This is a genomic window from Amycolatopsis sp. SB7-3, assembly GCF_041021335.1.
Taxonomy (GTDB): Bacteria; Actinomycetota; Actinomycetes; order Mycobacteriales; family Pseudonocardiaceae; genus Amycolatopsis; species Amycolatopsis japonica.
Genome location: NZ_JBFPJQ010000001.1, coordinates 1,442,957 through 1,456,194, shown reverse-complemented (window position 1 = coordinate 1,456,194; position 13,238 = coordinate 1,442,957). Strand labels below are relative to the sequence as shown.

At 68.3% G+C, this 13,238-nt stretch carries 13 protein-coding genes; 8 read left to right on the top strand and 5 right to left on the bottom strand.

The genetic code is table 11. The features are described 5' to 3' along the window. Positions 1-2: 2 nt before the first annotated feature. On the top strand, positions 3-1,388 hold the full coding sequence (locus tag AB8M46_RS07090; RefSeq protein WP_394359877.1) for an APC family permease: 1,386 nt from the start codon (positions 3-5) through the stop codon (positions 1,386-1,388). Here the strand turns inward: AB8M46_RS07090 and AB8M46_RS07085 are convergent. From AB8M46_RS07085 to AB8M46_RS07075, 3 genes are read right to left on the bottom strand one after another with little or no spacing between them, the layout of a single operon-like run. Beyond that, the gene (locus AB8M46_RS07085) at positions 1,385-2,212 is read right to left on the bottom strand and encodes an MBL fold metallo-hydrolase (RefSeq protein ID WP_037347999.1); all 828 of its coding nucleotides are present in this window, start codon (positions 2,210-2,212) and stop codon (positions 1,385-1,387) included. The two genes, AB8M46_RS07090 and AB8M46_RS07085, sit on opposite strands and share 4 nt — an antisense overlap. Continuing rightward, positions 2,209-3,039 carry an MBL fold metallo-hydrolase gene (locus AB8M46_RS07080; protein ID WP_378425985.1) on the bottom strand — a complete coding sequence of 277 codons (831 nt, stop codon included), beginning with the start codon at positions 3,037-3,039 and terminating at the stop codon, positions 2,209-2,211. The genes AB8M46_RS07085 and AB8M46_RS07080 overlap by 4 nt, the downstream gene beginning before the upstream one ends. Further along, the gene (locus AB8M46_RS07075; RefSeq protein ID WP_037347997.1) at positions 3,039-3,602 is read right to left on the bottom strand and encodes a TetR/AcrR family transcriptional regulator; all 564 of its coding nucleotides are present in this window, start codon (positions 3,600-3,602) and stop codon (positions 3,039-3,041) included. Before AB8M46_RS07075 ends, AB8M46_RS07080 begins: the two co-directional genes overlap by 1 nt. 217 nt (positions 3,603-3,819) lie before the next feature. Between AB8M46_RS07075 and AB8M46_RS07070 the strand changes: the two genes are divergently transcribed. Beyond that, a complete protein-coding gene (locus AB8M46_RS07070; RefSeq protein ID WP_394359876.1) occupies positions 3,820-4,605 on the top strand; it encodes an aminoglycoside adenylyltransferase domain-containing protein in 786 nt (261 codons plus the stop codon). On the opposite strand, the gene AB8M46_RS07065 is transcribed toward AB8M46_RS07070, so the two are convergent. Then, positions 4,582-6,090, bottom strand: coding sequence for a fatty acyl-CoA synthetase (locus AB8M46_RS07065; RefSeq protein WP_394359875.1), 1,509 nt, complete (start codon positions 6,088-6,090; stop codon positions 4,582-4,584). The two genes, AB8M46_RS07070 and AB8M46_RS07065, sit on opposite strands and share 24 nt — an antisense overlap. A gap of 52 nt (positions 6,091-6,142) precedes the next feature. On the opposite strand from AB8M46_RS07065, the gene AB8M46_RS07060 reads away from it, so the two are divergent. From AB8M46_RS07060 to AB8M46_RS07050, 3 genes are read left to right on the top strand one after another with little or no spacing between them, the layout of a single operon-like run. Further along, positions 6,143-7,048, top strand: a complete 906-nt coding sequence (locus AB8M46_RS07060; RefSeq protein WP_394359874.1) for an aldose 1-epimerase family protein — start codon at positions 6,143-6,145, stop codon at positions 7,046-7,048. Between the two features lies 1 nt (position 7,049). Further along, positions 7,050-7,532 (top strand): GNAT family N-acetyltransferase, encoded by a 483-nt coding sequence (locus tag AB8M46_RS07055; protein ID WP_394359873.1) that lies wholly within the window; start codon positions 7,050-7,052, stop codon positions 7,530-7,532. 11 nt (positions 7,533-7,543) lie between these two features. Beyond that, the gene (locus tag AB8M46_RS07050; RefSeq protein ID WP_350597078.1) at positions 7,544-8,773 is read left to right on the top strand and encodes an amidohydrolase; all 1,230 of its coding nucleotides are present in this window, start codon (positions 7,544-7,546) and stop codon (positions 8,771-8,773) included. A 59-nt stretch (positions 8,774-8,832) separates the two neighbouring features. Here AB8M46_RS07050 and AB8M46_RS07045 read toward each other — a convergent pair whose 3' ends face one another. Then, positions 8,833-9,978: an acyl-CoA dehydrogenase family protein gene (locus AB8M46_RS07045; protein WP_394359872.1), complete on the bottom strand. Its 1,146-nt coding sequence runs from the start codon at positions 9,976-9,978 to the stop codon at positions 8,833-8,835. Between the two features lie 103 nt (positions 9,979-10,081). On the opposite strand from AB8M46_RS07045, the gene AB8M46_RS07040 reads away from it, so the two are divergent. From AB8M46_RS07040 to AB8M46_RS07030, 3 genes are all read left to right on the top strand, one after another. Beyond that, positions 10,082-10,672, top strand: coding sequence for a TetR/AcrR family transcriptional regulator (locus tag AB8M46_RS07040; RefSeq protein ID WP_037347986.1), 591 nt, complete (start codon positions 10,082-10,084; stop codon positions 10,670-10,672). Positions 10,673-10,715: 43 nt separating this feature from the next. Then, positions 10,716-11,657 (top strand): carbohydrate kinase, encoded by a 942-nt coding sequence (locus AB8M46_RS07035; RefSeq protein WP_394359871.1) that lies wholly within the window; start codon positions 10,716-10,718, stop codon positions 11,655-11,657. A 192-nt stretch (positions 11,658-11,849) separates the two neighbouring features. After that, on the top strand, positions 11,850-13,166 hold the full coding sequence (locus AB8M46_RS07030) for a citrate synthase (protein WP_051972324.1): 1,317 nt from the start codon (positions 11,850-11,852) through the stop codon (positions 13,164-13,166). Positions 13,167-13,238: the final 72 nt, after the last annotated feature.

The window sequence follows — 13,238 nt, the reverse complement described above, 5'->3', positions numbered from 1 at the left end:
GCATGGCGGACACGACGACAACAGAACAGACCGGTCCGGCCGGTCAGCCGAGCCTCAAACGGGTCATGGGTTCCAAGCTCCTGCTGTTCTTCGTGGTGGGGGACATCATCGGGACGGGCGTCTACGCGCTCACCGGGCAGGTGGCGGGCCGGGTGGGCGGCGCGCTCTGGTTGCCGTTCCTGATCGCGTTCGTGGTCGCGTTCATGACCGCGTTCAGCTACCTGGAACTGGTCGGGAAGTACCCGCAGGCGGCGGGGGCCGCGCTCTACACGCACAAGGCGTTCAAGATCCGCTTCCTCACCTTCATGGTGGCGTTCGCGGTGATGTGCTCCGGGATCACGTCGGCCTCGTCGGCGGCGAAGGCGTTCGGGGACACGTATCTCAAGGAGTTCATCACCGCGCCGATGCCGCTGGTGGCGATCCTGTTCGTGATCGGCCTCGCGCTGATCAACTTCCGCGGGGTCTCCGAATCGGTGAAGACCAACGTGGTGCTGACCTGCATCGAGATCGGCGGTCTGCTGATCATCATCGGGGTCGGCGTGTGGGCGGTGCTGAACGGCAACGGGGACGCCTCGCGGCTGGTCGAGTTCGACACCGAGAACCAGACGATGCTGGTGGCGATCACCTCGGCGACGTCGCTCGCGTTCTTCGCGATGGTCGGTTTCGAGGACTCGGTGAACATGGCCGAGGAGTGCAAGGATCCGATCCGGATCTTCCCGAAGGCGATGCTGTGGGGCATGGTCATCGCCGCGACCATCTACATCATGGTGTCGGTGACCTCTTCGCTGCTGGTGCCCGCGGACGAGCTGGCGGCGGCCAAGAGCAGCGCGCTGCTGAAGGTGCTCGACGTCGGGGCGCCCGGCTTCCCGCGCGAGGTGTTCTCCGCGATCGGTCTCTTCGCGGTCATCAACTCGGCGCTGATCAACATGCTGATGGCCAGCCGCCTGCTCTACGGCATGGCGAACCAGCGGATCATCCCGAAGCAGCTGGGCACCGTGCACCCGTTCCGCCGCAGCCCGTGGGTGGCGATCGTGTTCACCAGCCTGATCGCGATCGCTCTGGTGTCCTTTGTGGACATCGGTGTGCTCGGCGGTACCACGGCGTTGCTGCTGCTGGCGGTGTTCGCCATCGTCAACGTCGCGGTGCTGGTGCTGCGCAAGGAAAAGGTTTCGCACAAGCATTTCCGTGCGCCGACGATCGTCCCGGTGCTGGCCGCGGTCTTCTGCGTCTACCTGGTGACACCGTTGTCCGGACGGCCCGCGCGCGACTACAAGGTCGCCGCGATCCTGCTCGGCGTCGGTGTCCTGCTGTGGGGGATCAACTGGCTCGTCATGCGGGCCACGCACAGTGAAGAAGACCGGCGGCCCATCGAGCCGCCGGTCGGCTAGCCGCGACTGAGCGCCTGGTACTCCACCGGGCTGTGGGCCGAGAACACGGTGACGTCGTCGGCGTGTTCTCGGCTCAGCTCGCGCAGCCGCTCGACGTTCTCCAGCCGCGGCTTGCGCAGCGTCTGCACCATGTTCTGGAACGCGGTCATCCCCGGCGGGCAATGCGGTTTCACCGGATCCATCTGCCCGTGGAAGAAATACGCGTCGCCCGCGTGCAGCAGCCAGCCGTCGCCGGTGTCGACCGCGACGCCGGTGTGGCCCTTGGTGTGTCCCGCGAGCGGCACCAGCAGGATTTCCGGCGGCAGGCCCTTCAGCTCGCGGACGGCCTGGAAGCCGAACCACTCGTCGCCGGCCTCGTCGTACATGCTCCACAGTGGACGGTGGGCGAACTGGTTGGCGCGGAAGCGGAGCTTCTCGCTCTGGTTGGACGGCGCCGTCGCCGCGTCGTGCTCCGCGGTGCGGACGTGCACGACGGCGTTCGGGAAGTCCGCGAGCCCGCCCGCGTGGTCGACGTCGAGATGGGTGCAGATGATGTGCCGGACGTCTTCGAGCTTGTGGCCGAGTGCCTCGACGTGGTGGGCCGCAGTCTCCGTCTCGACCGGCTTCGCGCCGACCATGATCGTGAACGGCGTGCCGAGCCAGGCGCCGGGGTTCGCGACGCCCTTGCGGCCGAAGCCGGTGTCCACCAGCACGAGGCCGTCGCCGGTCTCGATGAGCAGGCAGTGCGCCACCAGCTCCGAGCGGCGCAGGAGCCCGGGCTGGCCGTCGAGCAGCTTGCCTCCCGGTGCGCGCATCGTGCCGCAGTTCAGGTGGTGCACCTTCATAGCCTGCTCCTCTGGCTGAGCCGTTCGAATGCGGTGGCGTCGTGCGCGGCGAACACCGTCACTTCGGCACCGTTGTTACTGACAAGTTCGCGCAGCCGGCGCTGGTTGTCCAGTCGTGCCGTCTTCTCCGTCTGCATGTACGACTCGAAGAAGCCCAAAGCGGCGGGGATGTGCGGCTTTCGCTCCAGCTCGCCGCCGTGGAAGACGGCGTCACCCGCGTTGAGGAGCCAGCCGTCACCCGTGTCGATCGCGATCCCGGCGTGGCCGCGGGTGTGCCCGGCGAGGGGGATGAGCAGGACGTCCGGGACGCCTTCGAGTTCGCGGACCGCGTCGAAACCGAACCACGGCTCGCCGTCGGCGCGGTACGAGCGCCAGATCGGCCCGTGGGCGAACTGGACCTTGCGGTAGCGGCTCGCCTCCTTGCGGTCGATCGGCTTCTCCAGTGCCTGGAGCTCGCGGGCGTGGACGTGGACCCGCGCCTGGGGGAAGTCGACGAGCCCGCCCGCGTGGTCGAGGTCGAGGTGGGTGAGCACGATGTCGCGCACGTCGGCCGGGTCGAAGCCGAGTTCGCGGATCTGGGTGGTGGCGCTGAGGTCGTCGTCGCTGTCGGGGTGCACCAGCCGGACGAACCCGGCGCCGAGCCATTCGACCGGCCGGGAGACGGTGGGCGTGCCGACGCCGGTTTCGATGAGCACGAGCCCGGTGTCGGTCTCCAGCAGAAGGCAGTGACAGATCAGTTCGGCGCGGCGGAAGAGCCCGGGCTTGCCGTCGACGAGTTTGCCGCCGATCGGCCGCATGGTTCCGCAGTTCAGGTGATGGACACGCATCAGGAGAGCTCCCGTTCGAGTGTGGCGCGGAGATGAGGGGCGATCGCGCGCAGTGGCGCGGTGTCGTGCAACGTCTTGGCGAGCAGCAAGCCGCCCTCGATGGCGGCGAGGACGACCGTCGCCAGGTGGTCCGCCTTGGCGGTGTCCAGCGCGTCGGCGATGACGGTGTGCCAGGACTTGTAGCCGTCGGCGCAGGCCTGGCGGATCGCCTCGCTGTCCCCGGACGCGTCGAGCGCGACCGTCGCGAGCGGGCAGCCGCGCTGGAAATCGGACTCCTCCAGCGAGGTCGCCAGCGCGTCGACCACGTTCTCGATGCCGGTGACGATGTCGGGCGCGTTCGCGGCGATCGTGCGCAGCTGGTCGCAGAGCCGGTCGGCGGACTGGCGGATGGCCTCGGCGGCCAGCTGCTCCTTGCCGCCGGGGAAGTGGAAGTAGAGCGAGCCCTTAGGCGCGCCGACGGCGGCGACGAGCTGGTTGAGGCCGGTGGCGTGGTAACCCTGCTGGTGGAAGAGGTCGGCGGCGGAGTCGAGCATGCGCTGCCGGGTGTCGGTGCGGCGGACCATGCGGCCGACTGTAGCTCAAACTATGACGACCGGTCTAGTAAGCCCCGGGTGATCCAACTCCGATCTCGCGTGATTGGAGGCGTAACTCGCGTGATCAGACGCCGCACTCATGAGTTCGCCGTCCAATCACGCGAGTTACGCCTCTGATCACGTGAGTTACGTGTCTGATCACGCGAGTCGCGCCTTGCCGCTCACAAGGCCCGGTAGCGTCCGGCCCGTGTACACGCCCTACGCCGAACTCGACCAGGTCCTCACCGGCCTGGTCGCTTCAGCCCGCGAGATCCTCGGCGACACCTACGTCGGCGCGTACGTCCAGGGCTCCTTCGCGCTCGGCGCCGGTGACCTCCACAGCGACTGCGACTTCATCATCGCGACCACCGAACCGCCGAGCGGCCGCGTCGAAGCCGACCTCCGCGTGCTCCATGACGGGCTCCCCACCGGAGAAGGCTTCTGGTGCAAGGAAATCGAGGGCTCGTACGCGGACATCGCGTCACTGAAGACCAGCGAGGGGCTCGGCACCCCGTGGCTGTACTGCGACCACGGCCATCGCGTCCTGATCTGGGACACCCACTGCAACAGCCTCCACACGCGCTGGATCCTGCGCCACAAGGGCATCGTGCTCGACGGCCCGCCGATCGCGAGCCTGGTCGACGAGCCGCCGCCGGACGCGATGCGCGCGGCGATGCGCGAGGAGCTGCACGGCTTGGTCGACGGCGTCCGGACGTGGGCGCCCTTCGACATCGCCTGGACGCAGCGCTACATCGTGTCGACTTGTTGCCGCGTGCTCTACACGTTGCGCACGGCCGAGGTCGAGTCGAAACGAGGCGCCCTCGAATGGGCGCGCGAGCGGCTCGATCCACGCTGGCGCCCGTTGCTCACGCAGGTGCTCCAAGATCGCGAACTCGGCTGGGACCCCGGCGATCCGCCACGTCCGGGCAGCCTCGAAGCGGCCTGCGAATTCGCCGCGTACGCCGAGTCGCTAGACGCCGATCGCCGACGCTGACCCGCCGAACTGTTGCCGCAGCTCGCGTTTGAGCAGCTTGCCGGACGCGTTCTTCGGCAGTTCGCCGACGAAATGCACCGACTTCGGCACTTTGTGCGCCGCGAGCGACTTCTTGGCGAACTCGATCAGTTCCGCTTCGTCGACGGGTTCCTTCACCACGACCACCGCGGCGATCGCCTCGATCCACCGTTCGTGCGGCAGGCCGACGACGGCGACCTCGGCGACGGCGGGATGCGCGTACAGCGCGTCTTCCACCTCGCGCGACGCGACGAGCACGCCGCCGGTGTTGACGACGTCCTTGATCCGGTCGACGACGAACAGATAGCCCTCTTCGTCCTGCCGTACCAGATCACCGGAATGGAACCAGCCGCCCGCGAACGCCTCCACCGACTCCTCGGGCTTGCCCCAGTAACCGGTGCACAGCTGCGGAGAACGGTAGACGACCTCGCCGAGTTCGCCCGGCGGGAGATCGTTCATGTCGGCGTCCACCACGCGCGTCTCGACGAAAAGGATCGGGCGGCCGACGGAATCCGGTCGTGCGTCGTGCTCTTCGGGCCGCAGGACCGTCGCGAGTGGACCGATCTCCGATTGCCCGAAGCAGTTGTAGAACCCGACTTCGGGCAGCCGGGCGCGGAGCGCGTTCAGCACCGGGACGGGCATGATCGACGCGCCGTAGTACGCCTTGGTGAGGCAGCTCAGATCCGCGTCCGCGAGGCCGGGATGGTTCGCGAGTCCCACCCAGACGGTCGGCGGGAAGAACAGGGAAGTGATGCCCTGGCGGGGAATCCGCGTCAGGATGTCGTCGAGATCGGGCCCCTCGACGAGATGGTTCGTCGCGCCGACGGCCAGCCCGGGCATGAGGAACACGTGCATCTGCGCCGAGTGGTACAGCGGCAGCGCGTGCAGCGGCACGTCGCGGTCGCTCAGGTCGAGCGCGGCGATGCAGGACGAGTACTCGTGCACCAAGGCGCGATGGGTGAGCATCGCGCCCTTCGGCCGCGAGGTCGTCCCGGACGTGTAGAGCAGCTGGACGAGGTCGTCGTCCGAGACCCCGGATTCCTCGTGCGGCACGACGGCTTCGTCCAGCGCCCACTTCAGAACGTCCACTGTGGACACATGATCCACGTCGACGTGCTCGGCCAGCGCGGGGTCGACGAAGGCGACGGCGGGCTCGGACTGCGTGAGCAGGTACTCGAGTTCCTCGCCGCGGGCGTTGAAGTTCACCGGCACGTGCACCAGGCCCGCCCGTGCGCAACCGAGGTACAGCAACAGATACGCGTCGGAATTCTTGCCGAAGGCCGCGACCCGGTCACCGTGGACGAGCCCGCGATCGAGCAGCTTCGCCGCGACCCGGCCCGCCGCGCGGTCGAGCTCCGCGTACGTCCACACGCGATCGGCGAAGGTGAGGGCGACCCGGCCCGGGACGCGGCGCGCGCTCCGCTCCAAAATACGGCCGACGGTGCTGGGGTAGCCGGGAACGGTCATCGCGGCGGTCTCCTTCGTCCGGGCGTGGCGTTCTCACAGTAACCTCGTCGGCATGGCCAATCCCACCGGAGAGCAGTTCGAGATCACCCGCGGCAACGCGCGAGCCGTCATCACCGAGATCGGTGCCGGGTTGCGCGCGTTCGAGGTCGGCGGAGTGCCCTACGTCGAGGCGTTCGCCGAGGACGAGAAGCCGCCGAAGGGCGCCGGGCAGGTACTGCTGCCCTGGCCGAACCGCACCAAGGGCGGCCAGTGGGACTACCAGGGCGAGAAGCAGCAGCTCCCGATCACCGAAGAGGCGCGCGGCAACGCGATCCACGGCCTGACCAGGCACGAGGAGTGGGAGCTCCTCGAACACGCGGAGTCGTCGATCACCCTGGCCATCGACGTCCCGGCGCAGGAAGGCTGGCCGGTGCCGCTGCGCGCGACGATCACCTACGAGATCTCGCCGCGCGAGCTGGTCGTCACGCACGAGATCCGCAACGAGGGCGAGAGCCCGATCGGTGTCGGGCTCGGCACGCACCCGTACTTCCGCATCGGCGACGTGCCCACCGACGAGCTGACCCTGACGCTGCCCGCGAGCCGGGTCCGGCCGTATCTCGGCGACGAGCAGATGCCGTACGCCGACGAGCAGGACGTCGAGGGGACCGAGTACGACTTCCGGTCCGGCAAGCTGCTCGAAGGTGTCGACCTGGACACGGCGTTCGGCGGGCTGACCGTCGCCGAGGACGGCAACCACCATCACGTCCTCTCGCACGAGGACCGGGAGCTGCTGGTCTGGGCAGGCCCGGATTTCCGCTGGGCACAGGTCTTCACCCCGGACGACCTGGTCGGTCGCGGCCGGGCGGTGGCGATCGAGCCGATGACCTGCCCCGCCGACGCGCTCAACACCGGCACCGACCTGATCGAGCTGGAGCCCGCGTCGTCGTGGACCGGGAGCTGGGGAATCCGGGTGCGCTGAGATGTCGCTGCTCCGCCTGGGGCCCGCCGACGCGGGCGAGGTGCTCACGCTGCAGCGCGCGGCGTACGTCCCGGAGGCCAGGGCGCACGCGAACATCGACCTCCCGCCGCTGACGGAGACCTTGGAGCAGGCCAAAGCGGCTCTGGGTGATCCCGCGTGTTCCACCTGGGGCATCAGGGAATCCGGGCGGCTGGTGGCGAGTGTGCGGATCGTCGTGGACGGCGGCGCCGGTCTCGTCGGCAGGCTCATCGTCGCCCCGGACAGGCAGGGACACGGGCTCGGCAGCTCCTTGCTGCTCGCCGCCGAGGACGCGGCGCCGCCTTCGGTGACCGTGTTCCGCCTGTTCACCGGGGAACGGAGCGCGGGGCCGCTGCGGATGTACCGGAAGCTCGGCTACGTCGAGACGCACCGCACGCGCGAGAAGCACTACGAACTGATCCATTTCGAAAAGCCCCGCGTGCGGACCGGCGGCCCAGTTCGTTAGCGTGTCAAAGTATGTCTGACAAAGCACAGGTCAAGGCCATCGTCGGTGGTTACGTCGTCCCGGTCGACGGTGATCCCATCGACGGCGGCACGGTCCTCATCGAGAACGGGAAGATCGCCGCGGTCGGCACGGCCGCCGACGTCGACATCCCCGACGACGCCGAACTGATCGACGCCGCGGGCAGCTGGGTGCTGCCCGGGTTCATCGACGCGCACGCCCACCTCGGCGTGCACGAAGACGGCGAAGGCTGGTCCGGGAACGACACCAACGAGATGACCGACCCCAACGGCGCGCGGTTCCGCGCGATCGACGGGATCGACCCGTACGAGCCCGGTTTCGACGACGCGCTCGCGGGCGGCGTCACCAGCGTCGTCATCAAACCCGGCTCGGGCAACCCCATCGGCGGGCAGACGATCGGCGTCAAGACCTGGGGCCGGACCGTGCTCGACATGATCTTCGCCGAGGGCGTCAGCGTGAAGAGCGCGCTCGGCGAGAACCCGAAGCGTGTGTACGGCGAGAAGAAGCAGACGCCGTCGACCAGGCTCGGCGTCGCGTCGACCATCCGCGACGCCTTCACCGCCGCGCGCAACTACGCCGCCCAGCGCGAGCACGCCGCCGGCGAGGGCAAGCCGTTCGACGTCGACCTCACCAAGGAGACGCTGGCCAAGGTCCTCGACGGGGAGCTGTACTGGGACCAGCACGTCCACCGCGCCGACGACATGGTCACCGCGATCCGGCTGGCCGACGAGTTCGGCTACAAACTGGTGATCAACCACGGCACCGAAGGCCACCTGATCGCGGACCTGCTCGCCGAGCGGGAGGTGCCGGTGATCCTGGGGCCGCTGTTCACCACCAAGTCCAAAGTGGAGCTGCGCAACCGCACCCTGCGCGCGCCCGGCATCCTCGCCAGGGCGGGGGTGAAGATCGCGATCACCACGGACCACCCGGTCGTGCCGATCAACTTCCTGGTGTACCAGGCGGCGCTGTCGGTGAAGGACGGGCTCGACCCGGAGACCGCGCTCAAGGCGCTGACCGTCAACCCGGCCGCGATGCTGGACCTCGACGACCAGGTCGGCTCGCTGAAGCCGGGCCTCGACGCCGACGTGGTCATCTGGTCGGGTGACCCGCTGGACGTGATGAACCGGGCGATGCGCGTGTTCGTGCGCGGTCGCGAGGTCTACCACTTCGACGAGGAGACCGGGGTCGGCGTCGCCGAAGACCGGCGTTACCGCGAGGCCTGAGCGGACGGACTCGTGAGTGGTAAGTGTCGTTCTAACGGCACTTACCACTCACGAGGCTGTCAGCCCTTTCGCAGTTCCCGTGCGATGACCATGCGCTGGATCTGGTTCGTGCCCTCGAAGATCTGTGGCACCTTCGCCTCCCGCATGTACCGCTCCACCGGGAAGTCCTTCGTGTAACCGGCACCGCCGAGGACCTGCACGGCGTCGGTCGTCACCTTCATCGCGCCGTCGGTCGCGACGAGTTTCGCGATGGACGCCTGCCGCTGGAACGGCAGCCCGCGGTCGCGGCGGCGGGCCGCGTCGAGGTACATCGCGCGGGACGTCTCGACGGTCGCGGCCATGTCGGCCAGCAGGAACTCCAGGCCCTGGAACTCGATGATCGGCCGCCCGAACTGCGTGCGCCCCTTCGCGTACTCGAGCGCCTCGTCCAGCGCGGCCTGCGCGAGCCCGACGGCGCACGCGGCGATACCCAGCCGTCCGGAACTGAGCGACGACAGTGCGATCTTCAGCCCCTGACCCTCCTCGCCGATCCGGCGTTCGGCGTCGACGGCGGCGTCTTCGAACATCAGCTGCGCCGTGGTCGACCCGGTGAGGCCCATTTTCCGCTCGGGCGGCGCGGCCGAGAGGCCCGGCGTCGCCGCGTCGACGAGCAGGCAGCTGATGCCCTGCCCGCCCTCGTCGCTGGTGCGCACCATCGTCGTGTAGAAGTCGGCCTCACCCGCGTGGGTGATCCACGCCTTCGTGCCGTTCACGACGTACTGGTCGCCGTCGAGCCGCGCGCGCGTGGACAACGCGGCCGCGTCGGAGCCGGCGTGGGTCTCCGAGAGCGCGTACGCGCCCAGCAGGCCGCCTTCGAGCATCGCGGGCAGCCAGCGGTCACGCTGTTCGTCGGTGCCGTGGTGCGCCAGCGCGAAGCAGGACATCGTGTGCACGGAGAGCCCGACGCCCACCGACATCCACGCGGCGGCGATCTCCTCCAGAACCTGCAGGTAGACCTCGTACGGCAGCTCGCCGCCGCCCCACCGCTCCGCGTACGGCAGGCCGAGGAGCCCCGCCTGCCCGAGCAGCAGGAACTGCTCGCGCGGGAAGTGTGCGGTCTCTTCGTACTTGCTCGCGATCGGGGCGAGTTCCTCGCGCGCGATCTCCTTGGCCAGGTCGATCAGGTCCTGGGCCTCGGTGCTGGGCAGCAGACGGTCCGCCGGCATGGCTCCTCCGAGCTGAACGGTACTAAAAACAGTACTGTGGGCTGATTCAGCGTACAGTAGACGGTGCTGGGGGGACACCGTTCGCGTAGGGGATAGTGATCCGATGACCTCGCGCCGCCAGCCCACCGCGCGCCAGAGAGCACTGCTCTCGGAACTCGAAGCGCTCTTCCTCGCCGAGGGGTTCTCCCAGTTCACGCTGGACGACCTGGCCGCGAGGCTCCGCTGCTCGAAGTCGACGCTCTACGCGCTCGCCCCCAGCAAGGAGCAGCTCGCGGTGAAGGTCGTCACCCACTTTTTCAAGGGGGCCGCCGAGCTGCTGGAGGAGCGGATCGCCGGGATCGACGACGCCCGCAAGATCCTCGGCGAGTATCTCGCCGGGATCTCCGAATACCTGAATCGCGCCTCGGCCGCTTTCATGACCGACATCGCCGAATTCGCGCCGGCGCGCGACGCCTATCAGCTCAACAGTCGCGCCGCGGCCGCCCGGATCCGGTCGTTCATCGACCGCGGGGTCACCGACGGTGTTTTCCGTGAGGTGCACGCGCGGCTGATCGCGGAAATGGCGGGGCTGATCATCGAGGGAATCCAGACCGGCGTGATCGGGCAGCGCACCGGGGTGACCGACGCCGAAGCGTTCACGGCGTTGTCCGAACTGCTTCTTGGCGGTATCGCGACAAAAAATGTCCTGAACTGACAATTCTGGTGGTGGAACCACCGCCTCGGCTAGCATCGCGCCCGTGATCGTGGTGGGTGGAGAGGCGCTGGTCGACCTCGTTCCTGGTGAACCGTTGGATTCCACTGTGGACGGTGGGTTGCGCGCGCTGCTGCCCCGGATGGGTGGTGGTCCCTACAACGTCGCGCTCGCCGCCGGACGGCTCGGCGTCCCGACGGGTTTCCTCTCGCGCGTCTCGAACGACCGTTTCGGCGTCGCGCTGGTGGGCCGGCTGCACGCCTCCGGCGTCGACACCGCGTTGCTGCAGCGGGGAAACGAGCCGACGACGCTCGCCGTGGTCGCGCTCGACGAGAAGGGTTCCGCCCGGTACACCTTCTACACCGAGGGCACCGCGGACCGGCTCGTCGCCGACCCCGGCCCGCTCCCCGAAGATGTGACGGCGCTCTCCCTGGGCACTCTCGGCATGGTCCTGGAGCCGGGCGCGAGCACCTACGAAACGCTGTTGCGCCGCGAATCCGCGCGCGGCGTGCTGACCGTGCTCGATCCGAACATCCGTGCGGCGCTGATCGAGGATCCGGCCGCGTACCGTGCGCGGTTCAAGTCCTGGCTGCCACATGTCCGCCTGCTCAAGATCTCCGACGACGACACGGAATGGCTCGCCGAAGGCGCCGACCCGGTCGACGCGGCAAAGGTCTGGACCTCTTGCGGAGTCGATGCCGTCGTGCTCACCCGAGGCGCGCAGGGGTTGTCCGTCATCACACGAGCGGGCGAAATCGCGCAGGTCCCGTCACGCCGGGTCGACGTCGTCGACACGATCGGCGCCGGTGACACCGTGCAAGGCGCCCTCCTGGCGTGGCTGTACTCGAACGGCGTGCGCGACGTGTCCACTCTCGACGCCGACGGCTGGCGTTCGGCGCTCGAATTCGCGGCGAAAGCGGCGTCGATCACCGTCTCGCGGAGCGGGGCGGAACCGCCGACGGCCGAGGATATGGCATCCGCCGTGTGAACCTGGTCCCAAAGGGGCTGTTGTGAGCAACTCACCCGCTGCGCGTTGACCCCATTCTCGACTAGCGTGGAGGGGAATTCATACCCCAGCGGGGCGGTGTGCAGCGAGGCCGTGGGTCACGCGCGTGAAAGAGGGCGTACCTGTGGAACCTACAGGCGCCGCCGGCCCGTGCTGAACGTGAGAGGGACTTACATGTCCGACGCGACGACGGCTGCGGGGCAGTCCGGCGAGACCGCGACGCTGCGCCTGCCCAACGGCGAGCACGAGTTCAAGGTGATCCACCCGGTGGAGGGTGCGCCTGGGATCGAGCTGGGGAAGCTGCTGGCGACGACCGGGTACATCACCCACGACCCGGGGTTCGTGAACACCGGCGCCGCGTCCTCGGCCATCACCTACATCGACGGTGACGCCGGCATCCTGCGCTACCGCGGGTACCCGATCGAGCAGCTGGCCGAGAAGTCGACCTTCATCGAGGTCTCGTACCTGCTCATCTACGGCGAGCTGCCCACCCAGACGCAGCTGTCGGAGTTCACCGAGAAGATCCAGCGCCACACCCTGCTGCACGAGGACCTGAAGGCCTTCTTCAGCGGCTTCCCGCGTGACGCGCACCCGATGCCGGTGCTGTCCAGCGCCGTATCCGCGCTGTCGACCTTCTACCAGGACTCGCTCAACCCGTTCGACGAACCGAACGTCGAGCTGTCCACCATCCGCCTGCTGGCCAAGGTCCCGACCCTGGCCGCGTACGCGTACAAGAAGTCCGTCGGCCAGCCGCTGCTGTACCCGGACAACTCGCTCGGCCTGGTCGAGAACTTCCTGCGGATGACCTTCGGCTTCCCGGCCGAGCCCTACGAGGTCGACCCGGACGTCGCCAAGGCGCTCGACCTGCTGTTCATCCTGCACGCCGACCACGAGCAGAACTGCTCCACCTCGACCGTGCGCCTCGTCGGCTCCTCCGAGGCGAACCTGTTCGCCTCGATCTCGGCCGGCATCAACGCCCTGTTCGGCCCGCTGCACGGTGGCGCCAACAGCGCGGTCCTGGACATGCTCGAGGGCATCCAGGCCGAGGGCGGCGACGTCGCGAACTTCGTCCAGCGCGTGAAGAACAAGGAAAAGGGTGTCCGCCTGATGGGCTTCGGGCACCGGGTCTACAAGAACTACGACCCGCGCGCGAAGATCATCAAGAACACCGCGGACGAGATCCTCTCCAAGCTCAAGGGCGGCGACCAGCTGCTCGACATCGCGAAGAAGCTCGAAGAGACCGCGCTCTCGGACGACTACTTCATCGAGCGCAAGCTGTACCCGAACGTCGACTTCTACACCGGCCTGATCTACCGGGCGCTCGGCTTCCCGACGAAGTACTTCACCGTGCTGTTCGCGCTCGGCCGCCTGCCGGGCTGGATCGCGCACTGGCGCGAGATGATCCAGGACCCGGCCACCAAGATCGGCCGCCCGCGGCAGATCTACACCGGCTACGCGTCGCGGGACTACGCGCCCATCTCGGAGCGCTGATCCCCCCTCCCGCAAATGTCATGAAAGGGCCGTTCCTGACGTTTTTCGTCAGGAACGGCCCTTTCATGACAT

Excerpts from the sequence above, each read along its gene's own strand:
- AB8M46_RS07055 (WP_394359873.1), top strand. The coding sequence starts at position 7,050 with ATGTCGCTGCTCCGCCTGGGGCCCGCCGACGCGGGCGAGGTGCTCACG.
- AB8M46_RS07065 (WP_394359875.1), bottom strand. The coding sequence starts at position 6,090 with ATGACCGTTCCCGGCTACCCCAGCACCGTCGGCCGTATTTTGGAGCGG.
- AB8M46_RS07030 (WP_051972324.1), top strand. The coding sequence starts at position 11,850 with ATGTCCGACGCGACGACGGCTGCGGGGCAGTCCGGCGAGACCGCGACG.
- AB8M46_RS07085 (WP_037347999.1), bottom strand. The coding sequence starts at position 2,212 with ATGAAGGTGCACCACCTGAACTGCGGCACGATGCGCGCACCGGGAGGC.
- AB8M46_RS07040 (WP_037347986.1), top strand. The coding sequence starts at position 10,082 with ATGACCTCGCGCCGCCAGCCCACCGCGCGCCAGAGAGCACTGCTCTCG.
- AB8M46_RS07090 (WP_394359877.1), top strand. The coding sequence starts at position 3 with ATGGCGGACACGACGACAACAGAACAGACCGGTCCGGCCGGTCAGCCG.
- AB8M46_RS07080 (WP_378425985.1), bottom strand. The coding sequence starts at position 3,039 with ATGCGTGTCCATCACCTGAACTGCGGAACCATGCGGCCGATCGGCGGC.
- AB8M46_RS07045 (WP_394359872.1), bottom strand. The coding sequence starts at position 9,978 with ATGCCGGCGGACCGTCTGCTGCCCAGCACCGAGGCCCAGGACCTGATC.
- AB8M46_RS07050 (WP_350597078.1), top strand. The coding sequence starts at position 7,544 with ATGTCTGACAAAGCACAGGTCAAGGCCATCGTCGGTGGTTACGTCGTC.
- AB8M46_RS07060 (WP_394359874.1), top strand. The coding sequence starts at position 6,143 with ATGGCCAATCCCACCGGAGAGCAGTTCGAGATCACCCGCGGCAACGCG.
- AB8M46_RS07075 (WP_037347997.1), bottom strand. The coding sequence starts at position 3,602 with ATGGTCCGCCGCACCGACACCCGGCAGCGCATGCTCGACTCCGCCGCC.